The organism is Gordonia malaquae, from assembly GCF_037148075.1.
Lineage (GTDB): Bacteria > Actinomycetota > Actinomycetes > Mycobacteriales > Mycobacteriaceae > Gordonia > Gordonia malaquae.
Genome location: NZ_JBBCUB010000001.1, coordinates 587,699 through 606,937, shown reverse-complemented (window position 1 = coordinate 606,937; position 19,239 = coordinate 587,699). Strand labels below are relative to the sequence as shown.

Annotated in this window: 13 protein-coding genes; 5 read left to right on the top strand and 8 right to left on the bottom strand. The window is 67.6% G+C overall.

Annotated elements, in window-relative coordinates; genetic code table 11:
• Window positions 1–70: 70 nt before the first annotated feature.
• Entirely contained in the window at window positions 71–634 is a 564-nt protein-coding gene (locus WFK36_RS02915; protein WP_336789509.1) for a PPA1309 family protein, read from the top strand.
• A gap of 102 nt (window positions 635–736) precedes the next feature.
• Complete coding sequence (locus WFK36_RS02910; protein WP_336789507.1) at window positions 737–2,620, top strand: YhgE/Pip family protein; 1,884 nt, start codon at window positions 737–739, stop codon at window positions 2,618–2,620.
• Window positions 2,621–2,634: 14 nt separating this feature from the next.
• On the opposite strand, the gene WFK36_RS02905 is transcribed toward WFK36_RS02910, so the two are convergent.
• The gene (locus WFK36_RS02905) at window positions 2,635–3,693 is read right to left on the bottom strand and encodes a YlbL family protein (RefSeq protein WP_336789505.1); all 1,059 of its coding nucleotides are present in this window, start codon (window positions 3,691–3,693) and stop codon (window positions 2,635–2,637) included.
• Between the two features lie 72 nt (window positions 3,694–3,765).
• Between WFK36_RS02905 and WFK36_RS02900 the strand changes: the two genes are divergently transcribed.
• The 3 genes from WFK36_RS02900 to WFK36_RS02890 all read left to right on the top strand — a co-directional run bounded on the left by WFK36_RS02900 (window position 3,766) and on the right by WFK36_RS02890 (window position 7,388).
• Window positions 3,766–5,121, top strand: coding sequence for a zinc-dependent metalloprotease (locus WFK36_RS02900; RefSeq protein WP_336789503.1), 1,356 nt, complete (start codon window positions 3,766–3,768; stop codon window positions 5,119–5,121).
• Between the two features lie 65 nt (window positions 5,122–5,186).
• Window positions 5,187–6,032 carry a hypothetical protein gene (locus tag WFK36_RS02895; RefSeq protein WP_336789501.1) on the top strand — a complete coding sequence of 282 codons (846 nt, stop codon included), beginning with the start codon at window positions 5,187–5,189 and terminating at the stop codon, window positions 6,030–6,032.
• A 42-nt stretch (window positions 6,033–6,074) separates the two neighbouring features.
• Entirely contained in the window at window positions 6,075–7,388 is a 1,314-nt protein-coding gene (locus WFK36_RS02890) for an ABC1 kinase family protein (protein ID WP_008375832.1), read from the top strand.
• Window positions 7,389–7,568: 180 nt separating this feature from the next.
• Here the strand turns inward: WFK36_RS02890 and WFK36_RS02885 are convergent, their stop codons facing one another.
• From WFK36_RS02885 to WFK36_RS02855, 7 genes are all read right to left on the bottom strand, one after another.
• Window positions 7,569–7,853 carry a WhiB family transcriptional regulator gene (locus WFK36_RS02885; RefSeq protein WP_008375833.1) on the bottom strand — a complete coding sequence of 95 codons (285 nt, stop codon included), beginning with the start codon at window positions 7,851–7,853 and terminating at the stop codon, window positions 7,569–7,571.
• 373 nt (window positions 7,854–8,226) lie between these two features.
• Window positions 8,227–10,224 (bottom strand): ATP-dependent DNA helicase UvrD2, encoded by a 1,998-nt coding sequence (locus tag WFK36_RS02880; protein WP_336790941.1) that lies wholly within the window; start codon window positions 10,222–10,224, stop codon window positions 8,227–8,229.
• A gap of 72 nt (window positions 10,225–10,296) precedes the next feature.
• Window positions 10,297–10,554, bottom strand: a complete 258-nt coding sequence (locus WFK36_RS02875; protein WP_008375835.1) for a mycoredoxin — start codon at window positions 10,552–10,554, stop codon at window positions 10,297–10,299.
• 10 nt (window positions 10,555–10,564) lie between these two features.
• Complete coding sequence (gene nudC / locus WFK36_RS02870) at window positions 10,565–11,464, bottom strand: NAD(+) diphosphatase (RefSeq protein ID WP_336789497.1); 900 nt, start codon at window positions 11,462–11,464, stop codon at window positions 10,565–10,567.
• On the bottom strand, window positions 11,464–12,525 hold the full coding sequence (locus tag WFK36_RS02865) for a potassium channel family protein (protein WP_336789495.1): 1,062 nt from the start codon (window positions 12,523–12,525) through the stop codon (window positions 11,464–11,466). The genes nudC and WFK36_RS02865 overlap by 1 nt, the downstream gene beginning before the upstream one ends.
• Window positions 12,526–12,538: 13 nt before the next feature.
• Window positions 12,539–15,910 (bottom strand): ATP-dependent helicase, encoded by a 3,372-nt coding sequence (locus WFK36_RS02860; protein WP_336789493.1) that lies wholly within the window; start codon window positions 15,908–15,910, stop codon window positions 12,539–12,541.
• Window positions 15,903–19,205, bottom strand: a complete 3,303-nt coding sequence (locus WFK36_RS02855) for an ATP-dependent helicase (RefSeq protein WP_336789491.1) — start codon at window positions 19,203–19,205, stop codon at window positions 15,903–15,905. The genes WFK36_RS02860 and WFK36_RS02855 overlap by 8 nt, the downstream gene beginning before the upstream one ends.
• Between the last annotated feature and the right edge of the window lie 34 nt (window positions 19,206–19,239).

Here is a 19,239-nt window from a genome sequence, read left to right as displayed (position 1 = left end):
CCCCACAGTACTGATCGCGGCCGCACCTGCTGACTTCTCCACGGACCTCACGACCTGTGACAATGGGGCGGTGACCTTCCCGCAGCAGCCGCAGAACTTCTCCCAGGCCGACCTCGGCAACGCACTCGCACAATGCGCCGGGTATGCGGCAGCCGCCCCGTGGGGATCGCCGGCGACGCTGTTCGCGCTGGTCCCGACGTCGTTTCTGGCATTGCAGGCGCCCGACCTCGTCGATCCGGATGACGATTCGCCGCTGAGTCCCGTCGTTCAGGAGACCTCCGACGGCGACCTCGAGGAACTGCTGACCACCGTCACATGGCCTGACGCCGTCGTCGGATGCGCGGTCGTCACCGAGATCACTGTTCTCCCTCCGGATGCCGAATCGGCGCTGGACGAGGCGTTCGAGCCGCTGTTGGCCGACCCCGACGCAGCAGACGCGGCAGCCCGCGACGCCGCGCAGCGTCATCCCGAACGTCGCGAAGCCCGCCTGATCGCCGGAGTGCTCCGCACCGGGCAGCGATTGGCACTGCTGTCCCTGCGGGCGACCGACGACGAGCCGCACTCCGAGTCCGACTTGCGGACCCATCCGACACTCGCACCGAACGTCCTGGACGCCCTCGCCTCGACGTTCTGACCGACGATTCGGGACAGGTTTCCCGAAGCGCCTTCCGCTGCCCCGCTTCTGTCGATAGCGTCTGCTCCATTTACTTGATCGAACGATCAACTGGGAGTGGACGTGACATTCGAAGATCCAGCGGTACCAGAGCCCGCGCCGAACCGGCCGTGGCACGACAGCCGCATTCGACGAGCACTGCTGGCGGTGGTCGTGACAGTGCCGCTGGTGTTCGCAGCCGTCTTCATGTGGGCGATGTGGGACCCGACCGAGACTCTCGAAGACCTGCCGGTGGCACTGGTCAACAACGACATCGCCGCAGGCACCGGCGCCGACCGTCTCGCAGCCGGCGACGAAGTGGCTCAAACGCTGCTCGACTCGGGAGCACTCAAGTTCGACGCAGTGGACAGCGACACCGCGAAGGCCGGGCTCGCCGCAGGCGACTACTACTTCGTCGTCTCGATCCCGAGCAACTTCAGCACCACCCTCTCGGGGATCGGAGGCAAGACCACCGCGCCCGCACTCATCTCCATCACCTACAACGACAACAACACGCTCCTCGCGTCGAGTATCGGCGACAGCGTGATGACTGCGATCCGCGCCGAAGTGGTCAAGGGCACCGCCGGCAGCAGCGTCAAGACCGTCGTCGCAGGCCTCGACGAGCTGAGTTCGGGAATCCGGGAGGCCGCGACCGGTTCGGGTCAGTTGCACGACGGCACGAGCGAACTGTCGGCAGGCGCCTCCGAACTGGCGAAGGGCCTCCAGAACGAGTTGGTTCCCGGCACAGCCGAGGCCGCCGACGGCGGGCGACAGTTGGCCGACGGCACCGGCCAGTTGGCCTCCGGACTCACCGACCTGAGGGCAGGAACTGACGAACTCGGCGCCGGCGCAACCGAACTCGCCGACGGCATCGAGTCCATCGTCGGCGGCGTGGACGCCAAGGGGATCGCCGCACAACTCGCCGCCCTCAAACGCGCACTCCCCAACGATCCGTCGCTGCGGGGCGTCGTCGACGGACTCACCGGTGTCGTCGACGGTCTTGCCCAGCTCTCGTCGGGCAGTCGCGAGATCGCGAATCAGCTCACCGATCCGAACGCCGACTACCGGTCGGGCGTCAACGAACTCGTCGCAGGTTCAATCGAGCTCAACGACGGCGCGAACGAACTGAGCACCGGTCTCGGCCAGCTCAACACGGGTGCACAGGAAGCGGCGACCGGCGCCGCGCAACTCGCCGACGGTGCGAACCAGCTGAACGCAGGTGCGGGCGAACTCTCCGCCGGCCTGTCAGACGGCGCCCGTCAGGCGCCCGAACTCGGCGACGACGTCGCACAGCAGTCCCTCGCCGACCTGCTCGCGACCCCTGTCGACACGAAGGCGTCGAACGTCGCGGCGGCTCAGTTCAACGGCCCGGGAGCGGCACCGCTCTTGCTGATCCTGCTGACGGCGCTGGTCCCGCTGATCGTGTTCATGTGCTGCAAGCCGCTGCGCGCCTCGGCGAGCCAGCCGCGCCGCATGAGCCTGCGCACCTGGCTCCGTCGAGTCGCCTTCGTCGGTGGCGTCAGCCTTCTCGCGAGCGCCGCGTGCACGGCGATCGTCTGGGTGGCCCTCAGCCCGTCACCCGACCCAGCCGAGCTGGGCAAGACACTGCTGATGGTGGCGGCCGCAACCCTCATGCACACGGCCGTCATTGCCGTCATGTTCGCGATCGGCGGCTACGTCGTCGGAGCGGTGACCGCACTGGCCGGGATCATGCTGCAGATGTTCACCTTCGGCGGCGTCTGGATGATCGAGACCGTCCCCGGCCTGCTGAAATGGCTGAACCCGATCATGCCGATGACCTACGTCCGAGACGGCTTCATCAGTTCGTTCAACGGCTCGCCCGGCTTCTGGAGCGCACTCGTGATCGTGGTCGGCATCGGCGTCGTCGCGACCGGCGTCCATCTGCTGCTGGTTCGCGAACGGGCACCGCACAACGAGCCGCTGGCGGCGGGTTCGCAGCCCGCCTAGCGGTCACACCTTGCTCAGCAGTGCGGACGCGGCTTGTCCGTGCCCACGGTGCCGAGTGCGTCGAGGGCGCCGGACAGCGTGTCGACCTTCACCAGTTCGATGCCGTCCGGTGCGTCGGCCGTCGCCAGCGAGCAGTTGGCCGCAGGCACGAGGAACATCGTGGCACCCGCATCCTTCGCGGCCCGGATCTTGTGGTCGATGCCGCCGATCTCGCCGACCTCGCCCGACGGGTCGATCGTCCCGGTCCCCGCGATGAACTCCCCGTGCGAGAGGTCACCCGGTGTCATCTGATCGATGATCGACAGCGTCATCATCAGTCCAGCGGACGGACCGCCGATGCTGCCCACGTCGAACTCGATCTCCTTCGACGGGTCGGCGGGCACCGACCGCATCGTCACACCGAGGAACGGGCGGCTCTTGTCGTCCGGTCGCGACGCCAGCGTCACCGCCGAGGTCTGCTGCTTCCCGTCACGGAGGAACACCACGTCGACGACATCACCCGGCTTGTGCTTCCCGAGGACCGCCGACATCCGTTCCATCGTCGCCACGGGTTCACCCCCGACCGACAGGATGCGATCGTCGTCCTTCAAGACGCCCTTCGCGGGGGACTTGTCCGACACCGAGGTCACACCGACGGCCGTCGGGAGCTTCAGGTAGTTCCATGCGGCGAGCACCGCATTGTCCTCCGAGCCCGACATCTGCGCCTGATTCTCCTGGCGCACCTCGTCGTCGCTCCGGTCCGGCGGGAAGTACGACTCCCGCGGCTGCAGCTCATACGACGACGACATCCACTTGCCGAGCGCCTCGAACAGTGTGAGGCCGTCATAGAGGGAGACCGTCGTCAGGTTGAGATTGCCCTTCGGGTTCGGATCGACACCTCCGACGACCTTGACCACCCGCACCTGCTTGCCTGTCTCCTCGGATTGCGCAGTGCCGAGGGTGTTGACTGTGGGACCCGGTCCGAGCGCGACATACGGCACCCGGACCATGAGGCCGAGGCAGATGAAGACGGCCAGCAACGCCACTGCGACATAGATGGTGATCACGCGGCGGCGGGTGATGTTGCTCGTCATCTGGATCAGGGTAGTCGGCAATGTGCGTCGCGACCCGCCGGGAGGTGCGTGCATCCCGGTACCGTGGAGCACATGAACGATCTCCCATTCGGATTCTCGTCGTCCGGCAAAGACGACGACGGTCGTGACGACAACGGTCAGAACCCCGGTGTGCCCGGCGGGTTCGACCCCAACATGCTCGGCCAGCTGTTCAACCAGCTCGGCTCCATGTTCAGCGGCATTGGCTCGGGCATGGCGCCCGGCGGCAGCGGTTCCGGCCCGGTCAACTACGAGGTCGCCGCCAATCTGGCGCGTCAGCAGATCGGGACCTTCACCCCGATGCTCGACAAGGAGTCGACGGCGGTGGCCGATGCGGTCCGACTCGCCGAAGTGTGGCTCGACGAACAGACCACGCTGCCCGCCGGCATCACGACGACCGCGGCGTGGACCCCGGTCGACTGGCTGGAGAACACGATGCCGACGTGGCGCACTCTGTGCGACCCGGTGGCCGAGCAGATGGCTCGCAGCATGACCGACGGTCTGCCCGACGAAGCGAAGTCGATGGCCGGGCCGATGATCGGCATCCTCGGCCAGTTGAGCGGCAGCATGTACGGCAGCCAACTCGGCCAGGGACTCGGAACTCTCGCGAAGGACGTCCTGACGTCCACCGACATCGGGCTGCCTCTCGCACCGACGACCACCGGTGTGCTGCTCCCCGAGGCGATCGCACGATTCTCCGAAGGGCTCGATCTGCCCGCACAGGAGATCGTCGTGTTCCTCGCCGCCCGCGAGGCCGCCCACGTCCGTCTCTTCACGCATGTCCCCTGGCTCAAGCAGCGTCTCCTCGCCACCGTCGAGGAGTATGCGCGCGGCATCCGGATCGACTTCAGCGGCATGCAGAACCTCGCCGAGGGCATCGACCCGCAGCAGTTGTTCAGCGACCCGTCCAAGATGGAAGAGCTGATGGGATCGGCTGCGGCGTTCGAACCGCAGACCACACCCGAGCAGCAGGCAGCCCTCACGCGCCTGGAGACCCTCCTCGCACTCATCGAAGGATGGGTCGAGACCGTCGTCAGCAACGCGCTGTCGGACCGCATCCCGAGCACTGCGGCGCTCACCGAGACGATGCGTCGCCGGCGGGCCACCGGAGGACCTGCCGAGCAGACGTTCGCCACGCTCATCGGTCTCGACCTGCGTCCCCGCAAGCTCAGGGAAGCCGCGGACCTGTGGCGAAAGCTCACCGACGCATCCGACGTGACGGTCCGCGACGGTGTCTGGGGCCATCCCGACCTCCTCCCCGACGGCGAGGACATCGACTCCCCTGCCGCGTTCATCGACAGGGTGATCGGCGGCGACTCGTCCCTCGACGACGCCATCGCCGAACTGGAACGCAGTCTCGCGGAAGACGACGAGAACCCCGACGACAAGGGCGGCGACACGTCCAGCTGAGCACTCAGGTCGTGCCTGTGGAATTCACATTCGACGAAAACGGACAAGGGTGACATCGTGGCGGCATGACGGCCACCGCGAACGTCCCCGACCTGCCGATACTTCTCCCGGGTGTCCCGGTGCTCGCACGGCGGGATTCGTGTGTGCAAGTCGGGTGTGACCCCGGCAGCGCAACCCTGATCGACGTCGATCGCGACATCGACCCGCGTACCGTCGCGACACTGCTTCAGTCCCTGCGCGAGCCGACCGACTACCGGTCGATCGCGCGGCGAGTACGAGCGATCGGCCTCGACGCACGAACCTTCCGGTCCGTGCTGGACCGTCTCGTCGCCACCGGCCAGGCAGCCCGCCCCTGCGCGCAGGCAGCCCGTCCCGTCCCCATCCACATCGTGGGACGGGGCGACGTCGCACGCGAACTCACCAAATCGTTGACCATCGCCGGACTCGCCGTCGACGACGTCCCCACAGCGGGTCTCGTCGTGATCGCCGACCAACCGGTACCCGACCCACGCCTCACCCGGCTGCTCATGTCGGCGGGTCTGCCGCACCTTCCCATCCATCTGCGCGACGGCATCGGCGTCGTGGGACCGCTCGTCCTGCCAGGGATGTCGAGCTGCCTGCGATGCGCTGACCTGCACCGCACCGACCTGGATCCGCAGTGGCCCATCGTCGCCGCCAGCCTCCTCGACCTCGTCGGCCACGCGCCTGCCGCAGTCCTGCGCGCCACCGTCGCCATCGCTCACGGTCAGATCGACGAGATCGTCGCGATGATCGTCTCGTCATCGCGCGTTCAACCGAGCCTCGTCGGCACGAGCCTGGAGTATCGCGGCGTGCCCGCCCGCCTGGACACTCACTCCCGGCCGATTCACCCGCGCTGCGGTTGTGGGGCCGACCCGCGCAACACGCCCTAGCCACGGGCTGTCCACTATCCTCGACAGAGGGGAAAGGACACCATGAGCGAGATCACCCGCGGCCAAGGCCGACGCAACGCGAAACTTGCTGCACTGCCGCTCGGCATGGCAGGCCGCGCCGTCGGCGGACTCGGCAAACGCATGACCGGCAAGAGCAAAGACGAAGTGAACGCCGAGCTCATGAACAAGACCGCTGAACAGCTGTTCGCCGTCCTCGGCGAGCTCAAGGGCGGCGCCATGAAAGTCGGGCAGGCCCTCTCCATCATGGAGGCCGCCATCCCCGACGAGTTCGGCGAGCCGTTCCGCGAAGCGCTCACCAAACTCCAAGCCGAAGCACCGCCGATGCCGGCGAAAACCGTGCACAAGGTCCTCGACCAACAGCTCGGCACCCGGTGGCGGGAACGCTTCCTAGAATTCGACGACGAGCCCGCCGCGTCAGCCAGCATCGGACAGGTCCACAAAGGCGTGTGGAAAGACGGCCGCACCGTCGCCGTCAAAGTCCAGTACCCGGGCGCCGATCACGCACTCAAAGCAGACCTCAAGACGCTCAGCCGCATGTCGGGCCTCATCCAGAAGCTCTCACCCGGCACCGACGTCAAAGGCATGTTCGACGAGCTGATCGACCGGACCGAAGACGAGCTCGATTACATCGGCGAAGCCGACAACCAGCGAGCATTCGCCAAGGCATTCGACGGCGACCCCGACTTCGTGATCCCCAAGGTGGTCGCCAGCGCGCCCAAAGTGATCGTCTCCGAATGGGTGGAAGGCCGACGCCTGTCACAGATCATCGCCGACGGAACTCAAGAAGAACGCAACGCCGCCGCGACCAAGATGACCACCTTCGAGGTCAGTTCCCCGTCTCGTGTCGGACTGCTCCACGGCGACCCTCACCCGGGCAACTTCTTCGTTCTGGACGACGGCCGTTTCGGCGTCCTCGACTTCGGCGCGATCGGCCACTACCCCGGAGGGCTTCCGCCCAAGACCGGCCCGATCCTCGCTCTGGCACGCGACAAGAAGTACGACGAACTCCGCGACCTGATGGTCGAAGCGGACTTCATCCGCGCGTCACACGCCGACCGCGTCACGCCGGACGATCTCGCCAAGTATCTCCAGCCCTACGTCGATCCGCTGTACAACGACACATTCCACTTCACCCGCAAGTGGCTGCAGCGGGCCGCAGGCAAGGCGACCGACCTGTCGGGCGACGTGTACAAGACGTCCCGCAATCTCAACGTCCCCCGCGAATACGTGATGGTGTTCCGCGTCCTTATCGGCTGTGTCGGCATCGCCGCACAGCTCAACGCCGAAGCCCCGTATCGGGAGATCATGGCGGAGTGGGTTCCCGGTATCGCCTGATCTTCTCCGGCGTTCCGCTGAACGCGTAGTGCGGTGGGGCGGGTGGTAACGGTTTGTTCGGCAGTCCTCGCGGGCTCGCCTATCGGCTCGCACGCTGCGGAGGGCTCTCAAACCGATACCACCCGCCCCACCGCGGTTCGCAGCTCGTCCCGTTGTATCAGTCGCCATTCGGTCATGCGCTCAGGCGACCGCGTTCTTGCGCGGGCGCCCGCGGGGACGCTTGCGGGCGATCACGACGCCCCCGTCGAAGATCTCGCCTCCCCAGACGCCCCACGGCTCGGCGCGCTCGAGGGCGAGTTCGAGGCACTGAGCCTGGAGTGGGCAGGACCCGCACAGGGTCTTGGCCTCTTCGAGGAGACTCGGCTGATCGGCGAACCAGAGGTCGGCGTCGCCGCTCTGGCACGGGAGCTCAACAGCTCTTCGCCTGGTGGTGTCGATAGTGGGTGGAAGGGTGGAAATACTCATGAAGTCGGGCTTTCTCATCGGAAGATGAACGGGTGCTTCGGATGAACCCCGGCCGACTCGACCTCAGTTGTCGAGAAAGGCCACGGTTCGCGTTTCGCGATTCGCCGTGGCCTCGAGAATTCCGAGCTAGTACTCGAACTAGCCTTGTCGGAACGGCTGTCGACAGCCTGGACGGGTCACGGGGAATCGCCGGCGCGCTCGCGCCACAGCTCCTGTTGGCGCTGCTGCTTCTGCCAAACGCCAATGCACTGCAATCACGTTGATCGACTCCCTTCCGTTCCAGGTCTCCACCACACGCCGAGATAGGCGTGTCACTTACTCGCACTACTCTAGGTGCGCCTGCCGATACGCACAACCTATTTTCTACCTGCGGTTATGCCCCGCCGAGACCCCTGTCGACGGCGTCGAGGACTTCCTGTCCGATGACGTCGACCCGTTCGGAGCCGAAGCCGCGGATGGCGAGGAGTTCGGAGACGTCAACGGGGAGCTCGATCGCGATGGTCCGGAGCATCGCCTCGCTGAGGACGTTCGCGGGCATGATGTCGTTGCGGTCGGCGAAGTCTTTCCGCCAGGCGCGCAGACTGCGGAACACGTCCTTGTCGGGTTCCTGCCGAGGCTCGTCGCGCATGTCGACGGGCACGGGCAGAACTCCATCAAGGAAGCGTGATCGCTTGCGGGTGGCCCGCCGGCCGTCGCCCCGGGACAGGCTCCACGACAGGTGCAGGTGCTCGCGGGCTCGGGTGACACCGACGTAGAAGAGCCTGCGCTCCTCCTCCACCTCGTCCTGGGTGCCGGTCGCACGTCCCAGCGGGACCGACCCCTCGTGGAGTCCGGTGAGGAACACTGCGTCCCATTCGAGGCCCTTGGCAGCGTGCATCGACGAGAGGGTCACGCCGTCGATCGTCGGTGCGTGCCGATTCTTCGACCGCATGTCGAGTTCCCGGACGACGGCGGCGAAGTCCGCCGCCGGCTGTTCGGCGACGACGGTCTCAGCGAGTTCGACGAGTCGCAGCAACTGCTGCCAGCGGGCCTTCGCATTGGCGCCCGCGGGCTCGGTGTCGGTGAGGCCGACTGCGGAGAGCGCACGCCGAACCGCGTCGATCACCGGCATCGGCGGCGGCGCGCCTTCGGCGAGGGCCACCAGCCGACGCATTCCCGCGACGATCTCCGGTCGCGAAAAGAAGCCCTGGTCGCCGCGGACCTGGTAGTCGATGCCAGCGGCGGACAGTTCTTCCTCGTACTGCTCGGACTGTGCGTTCACGCGATACAGGATCGCGATCTCGGTGGCGGGCACTCCGGCCCGCAGGAGCTTCTTCACCTGACCGACGACGGTTCCGACCTCGGTCGCCTCGTCCTCGTTCTCGGAGAACACCGGCGCAGGACCGGAGTCACGCTGCCCGACAAGCCGGAGCCTGGTCCCGGCGATGCGACCGCTGGCCTTGCCGATCACATTGTTCGCGAGCTCGACGACCTCGGGCGTCGACCGGTAATCCCGTTGCAACCGGACGAGCGTGGCGTCGGGGAACCGCCGAGTGAAGTTCAGCAGGTGGTCGGGGGTTGCGCCGGTGAAACTGTAGATGGTCTGGTTCGCGTCACCGACGACGGTGAGGTCGTCGCGGTCGCCGAGCCACGCGTCGAGCAGGTTCTGCTGGATCGGGGTGACGTCCTGGTATTCGTCCACGACGAAGCTCCGGTACCGGGAGCGGAACTCGTCGGCGATCGACGGCTCGGACTGCAGGATCGCGGTGGTGAAGATGATCAGATCCTCGAAGTCGAGGAGACGGACGCCGTCGTAGGACGCCTTCGTGTCCTCGTACGCCGCGAATATCTGTGCGACAGTCTGCGGGTCGGTCGGGAGGTCGCGGTGGCCGGTCTTGGCGGCCTGGACGTAGGCGGCCGGACCGATGTCCGACGATTTGGCCCACTCGATCTCCGACGCCAGATCTCGCATGAGATCTCGGTCGGCGGAGTCGAGTCCCGCGTCGCGGGCGACCCGCGCCACCAGCCGGAACTTGTGGTCGAGCAGTTCCCACTGGGTCGATCCCATGACGCTCGACCAGAAGTACCGCAGTTGTCGCAGAGCCGCAGCGTGGAACGTCTGCGCGACGACGTTGCCACCTGGCCCCGACACTCCCAGTCCCGCGAGCCGTTCGCGCATCTCCGCTGCGGCTCGCGCAGTGAAGGTGACGGCCAGCACCTGGCTCGGATTGACCTGTCCGGACTCGATGAGGTGCGCAATACGACGAGTGATGGTCCGAGTCTTGCCTGTGCCCGCACCTGCGAGCACACACACCGGGCCCCGCGGGGCCGTCACCGCTTCCAGCTGCTCGGGGTCGAGGCCCGCGAGCGCACCCGTCTCAAACGTCGTCATCACCACGCAGACACGATCTCACGAGGGTCCGACAGATTGGCCGGCCCGCCGATCGTCGAGCGGGAGTATGCGTCAGAGCAGGCCGAGCTTAGACATGACCTCGCCGACGGCGGGGTTGGTTGCCGTCGAGCCGTCGCCGTAGAGCGCTGTCGGGACGACGTGGTTGCCGTTGTTGACGCTGCCGACGAATTCGGCGGCGTCGGGGTTCGCCTCGATGTCGATCTCGGTGTACTCGACGTTGTTCCGGTCCAGGCCTGCCTTCAGCCTGTTGCAGAACGGGCACCAGGTGGTCGTGTACAGCGTGAGAGAGGGGTTCGCGACGTCGGTCATGGAGACGAATCTACCGTGGCGCGTGGGCCCAGGCCTCGATCAGGCTCCGCGCTATCGAGATCGACGCAGGCAGCATGAGCCGGACGTCGGGATCGTCAGCGCCCCAGTCAGCGCGACGTTCGAGCGCGGCGAGCACGTCGTCGCGGTGGAACCACTGCGCGTCGGCGAGTTCGCCGTCGTGGAACACCAGCGGTTCAGACGGGTCGGCGACCGCTTCGAAGCCCAGCATCAACGAACGCGGAAACGGCCACGGCTGCGACCCCAGATAGCGAGGGGCGGTGACGCTGATGCCCGCCTCTTCGGCCACTTCGCGTTGCACACACTGTTCGAGCGACTCCCCCGGCTCGACGAAGCCTGCGAGGGTCGAGAACCATTTGTCCGGCCACACCGCTTGACGCCCGAGCAGCACCCGGTCGGCGCCGTCGTGGATCACCATGATGACGGCGGGATCGGTGCGCGGAAACTCGTCGCCCGCGTCGGTTCGAAGAATCCAGCCGCCGTTCGCCGTGGTCACCGGCTTTCCGTCGACCGGGGAGAAGCGGGCCGCACGATGCCAGTTGAGCATGCCGACCGCGGTCGCGAGCATCCCCGCCTCGTCGTGCGACAGCAGATGAGCACCGGTGCGGGCATCGGCCGATCGGCCTGCGACCTCGTCGACGCGGATCGCCCACCGATGACTGTCCACGACACCCACGAACACGGCGTCCGGCGGCGGCTCGACCCCGGTGGACGCGGTCCACGCGAGGGCGCCGTCGTCGGTCACCGGGTAGCGGCCCTTGTGATCGATGTGGAGAACCCGTGCGTCTGCCCAGCCGGAGACGAGCCCCTCGGGGCTCTTGCGGATCTCGTCGCCGCGATCGAAGTCGCCGCGGGCGAGCATCGGCGGCTCATGGAACTCGAATGAGGCCATCAGGCCGGTCCACCCTGACGGACGTACAGCAGACGGTCGCCCACTTCGATCTCCTCCACTTCGGGCTCACCGACCCGGTACAGCTTGCCTTCCCGCACCACGCCGAGGACCAGGTCTTTCGTGTGTGCGGGCGAGCCTCCGGTCTCGGACGGCTCCACTTCGCGTTCGGCGATCGCGTATCCCTCCTCCGGGCTGAGGAGATCTTCGACGACTTCGACGACCGACGGCGTGATGGTCGCGATTCCGAGGAGTCGGCCGGCGGTCTCCGACGACACGACGACGGAGTTCGCTCCCGACTGCCGCATGAGGTGCGTGTTCTCGGCCTCGCGGATCGACGCGACGATCTTGGCGCGCGGATTGATCTCGCGTGCGGTGAGCGTCGCGAGGACAGCGGTGTCGTCGCGGTTGGCCGCGATGACGATGGCCGACGCGTACTGAACTCCGGCGAGGCGCAGGACATCCGACTTCGTGGCGTCGCCGCGGACGGTGACCAGACCGTGCGTCGCGGCGGCTTCGAGTGCACCGGGATCGTTGTCGACGACGACGATGTCGGCGGGCTTGCCGCCGTCGGCGATGACCGCGTCGACGGCCGTGCGGCCCTTGGTGCCGTAGCCGACGACGATGGTGTGGTTACGCACGCGGTTTCTCCAGTTCTGGATCTTGATGGCCTGCCGCGACCGCTCGGTCAGCACCTCGAGGGTGGTGCCGATCAGCACGATCAGGAAGAGGACGCGCAGCGGCGTGATGAAGACGACGTTGATCAGTCGTGCCGACTCGGTGACCGGCGTGACATCGCCGTATCCCGTGGTCGACAGGGTGACGGCCGAATAGTAGAGGGCGTCGAGGTAACTGAGTGGCGACTCCTTGACGTCGCGATACCCGTCCCGGTCCAGGTAGACGACGATCGAGCAGACGAACAGCGCGATCAGCGCCCAGAGGACTCGCCGCCCGATCGCACGCGCCGGGCTCTTCTCGATCTCGGGGATCCGGACGACGCCGACGAGCGCGTAGTCGGGCTCGTCCACGAGGCCGCCCTTCCGGCGGCGCAGTCGTTTACGCACAGGCGTCAGGCTACTACTGACTGTTGCCCGGCGTGCGCAGCATGTCCGCAAGTCCGTCGGCGTCTGGAAGGTCGTCCGGTTCGAGCGTCACATCGTGGCGCACGTAGTGGAACGCCGCACGCACGCGGTTGATGTCGACGTCCATGAGCTGCGCCCACGCGACTCGGTAGGCGGCGAGCTGGACGAACAGCGATCCGCGTTTGGCGGGTTCGGGGACCGACCCCGTCTTCCAGTCGACGACCAGCCAGTCGTCTCCGTCACGGAACACCGCATCCATCCGTCCGCGGACGACAGTCTCACCGATGACGGTCTCGAAGCCGACCTCGACCTCGACCGGGGTGCGGTCGGCCCACGACGACGCGAGGAACGCGGCCCGCAGAACCGCGAGTTCGTCATCGGTGACGTCGCCTGTCGCCGCATCGGAGGCTCCGGGAAGTTCGTCCATGTCGAGCAGCCGGGTGGCTCCGAAGCGTCGTTCCACCCATGCGTGAAAGGCGGTTCCCCGTCGTGCGAGCGGATTGGGCCGGAACGGAACGGGACGCCGGAGTCTGGCTGCGAACGCCTGCTCGTCGGTGTCGAGTTCCACGAGCTGGCTCACCGACAGGTGCCCAGGCAGTTCGATGTCGACGACCGGATCGTGGTCACGTGAATGCTCGTCGAGGAGAACCTCCACCTCGGCGCGCCACGCGAGGACGTCGGGATCGTCGGTGTCGGCGTCGTCGACGGTGAACAGTCCCTGTGCTGCGCGGGCCGCGGCGACCAAGTCGGCGGCCGCCGCCATCGGCGCCCGCCGTTCCCCGAGGCGGTCGACCGGCCAACTCACCGACACCTGCTGCGCGGTCAGCGGGTTCTTGACGTCCGGGTCGGGTGCGGGCGCGTCGACGTCGACGCTGAATGCAGTCGCGTCCACTCCCTCGACCTCCCCGGCCGCGGCACTGGCGACGAGTTCGGCCAGTTCGACGAAGAACGGGGATCCGCCACGCGGCTTGTCCCCAGTCTCCGACCAGTGATGCGCTGACACCAACAAGGTGTGCTTCGCCCTGGTCAGCGCCACGTAGAGCAGGCGACGGTCTTCGTCGAGCCTGCGGTCGGCGACGGCTTCCTTGTGTTCGTCGATGGCCGCTTCGAGCTCTTTCCGGTCGGCTAGACCGGCGAGGTCGATCGGCGGGTAGCCCTCCCCACCGATCCGGTCGGCGAGGTCGCCGCGCAACGACGCGGGCAGTTCCCGGGCCGAGCCCAGCCACGTGGTCTCGGCCTTTCCGCTCGGCCAGATCCTCTCGGCGACGTGCGGCATCGCCACCACGTCCCACTCCAGTCCCTTCGCCGCGTGCACCGTGAGGATCTGGACGCGTTCCTCGGCCACCTCGACCCGACCCGCTTCCAATCCCTTCTCCACGACTTCCGCGGTGTCGAGGAACGCGAGCAGCCCGGGAAGTGTCGCGCCGGAACGCTCGGAGTAGTGCGTGACGTAGTCGGCGAACGCGTCGAGATGCTCCCGACCCGTCACACGTCCACGCATGCGACGGGCCCGGATCTGCGCTTCGACGGCCACTCCTGTCGTCTGTTCGACGTCGGCGACGAGTTCGGGCAGCGGCTGTCCGATGCGACGACGGAGGCCTTCGAGCATCTTGCCGAACGTGACGATCCGCTCGTAGCCCGCCGCACTGTAGCGCCCTTCGGGCCCCGGGTCGGCGAGCGCGTCGCACAACCCCGCCGAGTCGACGGCCTCACCCGGCAGCGCCGCGTCGAGAGCGTCGCCCAGTGCGTCGGGCGTCGTGACGGCGCCGGTCGTGGGCGCTCCAGTGCCTGCGGCGAGTTCCCTGGCGCGTCGCCACAGCGCGGCGAGGTCCGCTGCTCCGAGCTGCCAGCGGGCGCCGGTCAGCAGTCGCATGGCCGCGGTGCCCGCCATCGGATCGGCCATCAGACGAAGCGTCGCGACGATGTCGGTGATCTCCGGGACGTGCAGCAGCCCGCCGATGCCGACCACTTCGGCGGGGATCCCACGACGTTCGAGCTCCGCGGCGAGCGGCGCCGAGTCCTCGTTCCGCCGAACCAGGATCGCGGTGGTCGGCGGCGAGACCGAGTCCCGTTCGGCCGACCGGTAGTAGTCCTCGATGCGGTCGGCGATCCACACGCGTTCGTCGACGACGGTGTCGGTGAGTGCGAGGCGGACCGTTCCCTCGGGCGCGTCCGGACGAGCACGCAGCGTGCTCACCGGAACACCCCTGCGCCGGAGTTCGTCGGACGTTCGATTCGCCAAGTACAGCGCAGCGTCGCAGTTGCGCCAGCTGGTCAGCAGTTCACGACGGTGTGCTCCCGTGCCGTCGTTGCGAGGGAAGTCGAGCGCGAACCGCGGCAGGTTGGCCGCGGACGCGCCACGCCACCCGTAGATCGACTGGATCGGGTCGCCCACGGCGGTAACCGCGATCGACGGTGTTCCCGTCGGCTGCACGCCTCCGAACAGTTTCGACAGCAGAATCCGTTGCGAGTGGCCGGTGTCCTGGTACTCGTCGAGCAGCACGGCACGGATGCCCGAACGTTCCGCTGCGACCACCTCGGGGTGTGTTGCGACGAGACGTGCGGCGAGCGACATCTGACTGCCGAAATCGAGCGCGCCCTGCGCCGTCATCGCCTCACGCAACGCGATGACCAGCGGAATCAACTCTCGGCGTTCATCGATGACAGCCTGGTAGCCGCGCAGTTTCTGACTGGGCTCAGCGCGTTGGCCAGGACCTTTGGGGAGAGTGTCGACAAGGGTGTACAGGTCGTGCCCGGACGCCTGCAGGTCGGCGATGTCGACGAGATGCTCGGCGATCTCCGAGTACAGCCGCAAGACCGCCTCGGTCACCGACGACGGCACTTTCGCCGTGGTCAGCTCACCGGGCCACGACGCGACGACGGAGAACGCCAGTTGCCACAGTTCGGTCTCGCTGAGCAGCGTCGACGTCGGTTCCACCGGCAGGAGGAGTCCGTAGTCGGCGATCAGCCTTCCCGCGTACGCGTGATAGGTGCTGACCTCGGTGTCGGCGCTGCGCAGACGCGCCGCGAGCAAACCGCTCGGATCCCATTCGAGAAGGGCCGGACTGCCCGCGAGCATCGACAACCTGCGCCGGATGCGGGCGGCCAGTTCGCTCGCCGCTTTGCGTGTGAACGTGAGACCGAGGATCTCATCAGGCCCGACGAGCTGGTTCGCGACAAGCCACACCACGCGAGACGCCATGGTCTCGGTCTTGCCCGCACCCGCGCCCGCGACGACGAGCATCGGCTCCATCGGAGCCTCGATCACCTCGACCTGTTCGTCGGTGGGTGGCGGCAGACCGAGCGCCGCGGCGAGCGACCGAGCGCCGATCTTCCCGCTATTCGAGCGCAGTCGAGAATCAGTCATCGATCACCGCCTTTCCACGGAGCTTCGCCGGGCAGGCCGCCGTCAGCGAGCAGTGCCCGCATCCCGGGTTCGGCGTCGCGGTGAAAATCGGTCCGACGCTCGACTTCGCGGCGTCGCGGACCACGTCGAGCCATTCGGTCACCTGCTCCGGTGTCAGCGGCTCCTGCAGTCGTTCGGCAGCACCCGTCTTCTTGTTCGCCGAGTTCACGTAGACGAGGCGTCCGCCGCCCGGTTGGGTGGCGGGCACCCCGTCGACTCCACCCAGCAGCAGCGCCAACTGGTATGCGGCGAGCTGGGGATGCTGACCCGCGTCGGCCACGCTGATCACGGTCTTGCCGGTCTTCACGTCGACGATCACCGGGCGTCCCGCGTCGTCGGTCTCCAGGCGGTCGATCCGGCCGACCAGCCGGACGGGCATGGCGTCCGGCGAGTCCTGCGGCAGGTCGGCGCTCAACTCGACTTCCACACCCGACTCGGTGAGTTCACCGCGCGAGATCCGGAGCCAGTCGCGGAAATGCGTCAGCATGGCCTCGGCGCGTTCGAGTTCCCGAGCGGAGTACCACTCGGCGGGTGAACTCACCCGCCCCCACACCTCGTGAAGCGCTGCGGTCACATCTGCCGGGTCCATCCGGCCCGCGACGGCCTGCACCAGGGTGTGGACGAGGGTCCCGGTGACGGCTTGTTCGGCGTCACCGTCGCGTCCGCCGTGACGTTCCATCATCCAGCGGAGGGAGCACCTGCTGAGGGCTTCCACATTCGACGGCGACAGCGACCGCGCCCCGCGGTCCGGAGTCCACAGCGGCTCATCGGTGCTCGGCCCGACGAGCCCGAACCATTCGGCCGGATCGGCGCCGGGAACTCCGGCTTGGGCAAGTCGAGCGATCAGCGTCGCCGCGGCCGACGTCCGCTCATCGGGGCCGTCGGCGATGCCTGCGAGTACCTGTTCTGTTCCCGCGACGACGGCCGCTCGCAGATCTGCGACCAGCGACGGGAGTGACAACACTCGAGAGACGCCGGGATCGAGCGGTACCTCGTCGGGTGCGCCTTCGTCGGTCGAATCGTTTCCGTACCCGCCGAGCGCGTCGGCGATCTCCGGGATGAACCGGGACGGCGACGCATCGCCTGTACCGTCCTCGACGGCCGTCACGAGCAGTCTCGACCGCGCACGAGAGCACGCGACCAGCAGGAGCCTGCGTTCGTCGGCGAGCATCACTGATCCGCGCGAGATGGAGTCGAGTGCGTCGGCGTCCACACCGTCGAGGAGGTCGAGCAATGCCGGCGTGTGCAGGATGCTGCCGCGGCTGCGCAGCGACGGCCACAGGCCGTCGAGCACCCCGGGGACCGCGACGACCTCCCATTCACGACCGGACGCCGCGTGCGCCGACAGCACGGCGACAGTGTCGGACGCGGCCACCGCCACCCGAGACTCTCGCGGGATCTGCAGTTGAGCGAGATAGTCGACGAATTCGGTGAGCGATGCCGACGGCAGATTGTCGGTGAACGCGCCTGCCGCCTCGAACATGGACAGCATGGCGTCGAGGTCGCGGTCGGCCTGGTCGCCAGTGCGTCCGCCGCGCAACGACCGCGCTCTCCAGCGCCGCTCCAGCCCGCTGGCCTGCCACGCTCGCCACAGGGTCTCTTCGACTCCGACGCCTGCCGCAGCCGCGCGCCTGGCAGCGCCCACGACTTTGATGACCTGCTTCAGCGACATCGCCTCGAAATCGGACATGCCGTCGAGGTAGTCGTCGGCGGCGCCGTCCGCGCCGAGGGCGAGCGCGAGGGACGTCAACGAGTCGCGATCGATTCCGGCCTTGTCGTCGATCCGTCGGACTCCGCGCCGTAGCCGACGCAATTGAGCCGGGTCGGCCGAGCCGACCGGACCGGTCAGCAGGGCGATCACCTCATCCGACTCGATCGTTCCACCGGACGCCAGACGGAGCGCGAGAGTGAACGCCTCAACGGCCCGCTGCCGATGGATCGGCACATCACTCGTCGGTGTCGCCATCGGGACTCCCGCCGACGAGAACGCGCGGCGCAGGGCGGGCAGCGCACGAGGCACGGAGCGGACGATGACCGCCATGTCGGACCATGCCACCCCGTCGAACAGGTGCGCTCGACGCAGCGCATCGGCGACGGCTGTCGCCTCCTTCGCGGTCGACGAGAACACCCGCACACTCGCATGTCCGGAACCAGCTGCGTCCCCTGCCACGGGGAACGGATGGGGACGTGCTCCGGGCAGGCGCGAAGCCAGCGCCCGGCTGACGGCGTTGACCTGAGGACTGCTCCGATGGTCGACGTCGAGCATCACGTCGCGAAGACCGTCGCCTGCGAGATCGTCGGCGAATCGTGGGCTGGCGCCGCGGAATCCGAACACCGACTGGTCGGTGTCGGCCGCGACCACTGTGGAGTCCGACCCGGTGCCGACCGCCTCCACGAGCCTGGCGGCCTGCGGATCGAGATGTTGAGCGTCGTCGACGAGGAGATGGCGGATGCGCTGTCGTTGTGCGGAGAGCAGTCCGTCGTCTGTCGCGAATGCCGACAGTGCCGAACCGATGAGCTCGGCGGCGTCGACGGCGGTTGCACTCGCGAGGGGCGCGTCGAGCCCTACGGCGCCCCGCAGGAGCATCCCTTCCTCGTACTGGCGATACGCGTAGCCTGCCGCGACCCACTCCGGACGGTTGAATCGCTGCCCGAGTTCGGCAAGATCTTCGGGTCCGAGCCCACGTTCGGCAGCGCGCATCAACAGGTCTCGCAGCGCCTGCGCGAACCCGTCTGTGGTCAGCGCCGGACGCAACGACGCAGGCCAGTAGTGCGCACCGTCCTCGACGTCGCCCGCAAGCAATTCGCGCAGGACGACGTCCTGCTCCGATCCGGTCACCAGTCGAGGCGGCGGATTCCCGTGCGCCTGCGCCTGCAGACGCAGGACCGCGAAGGCGTACGAGTGGACAGTGCGCACCAGTGGTTCGCGCAGTGCGCCGCCGAGGCGGCCGCCTGCGGACAGGACCCGTCTGGTGATCTCGTCTCGGAGCGCTGTGGCCGCCCGCCGATTGGCCGCCAACACCAGCACCGACTCCGGGTCGATCGACCGGTCCATCAGTCGATTCACCGCGGCGTCCACGATGAGCGCCGTCTTTCCGGTGCCCGGTCCCCCGTGGACGCGGTACGGGTACCACGGCCTCGCCGGATCGGCGACGTGCGGCCCGTGCAGCACCGGAGCGACATGGTCGGGCCAGGTTCGCAACTCCACGTTCGTCGACGCGGCGGCGACGATGAGTCGAGTCTCGGAGCGGGCCATGCACACATGGAACCACGGCCCTGCGACAGTTCTG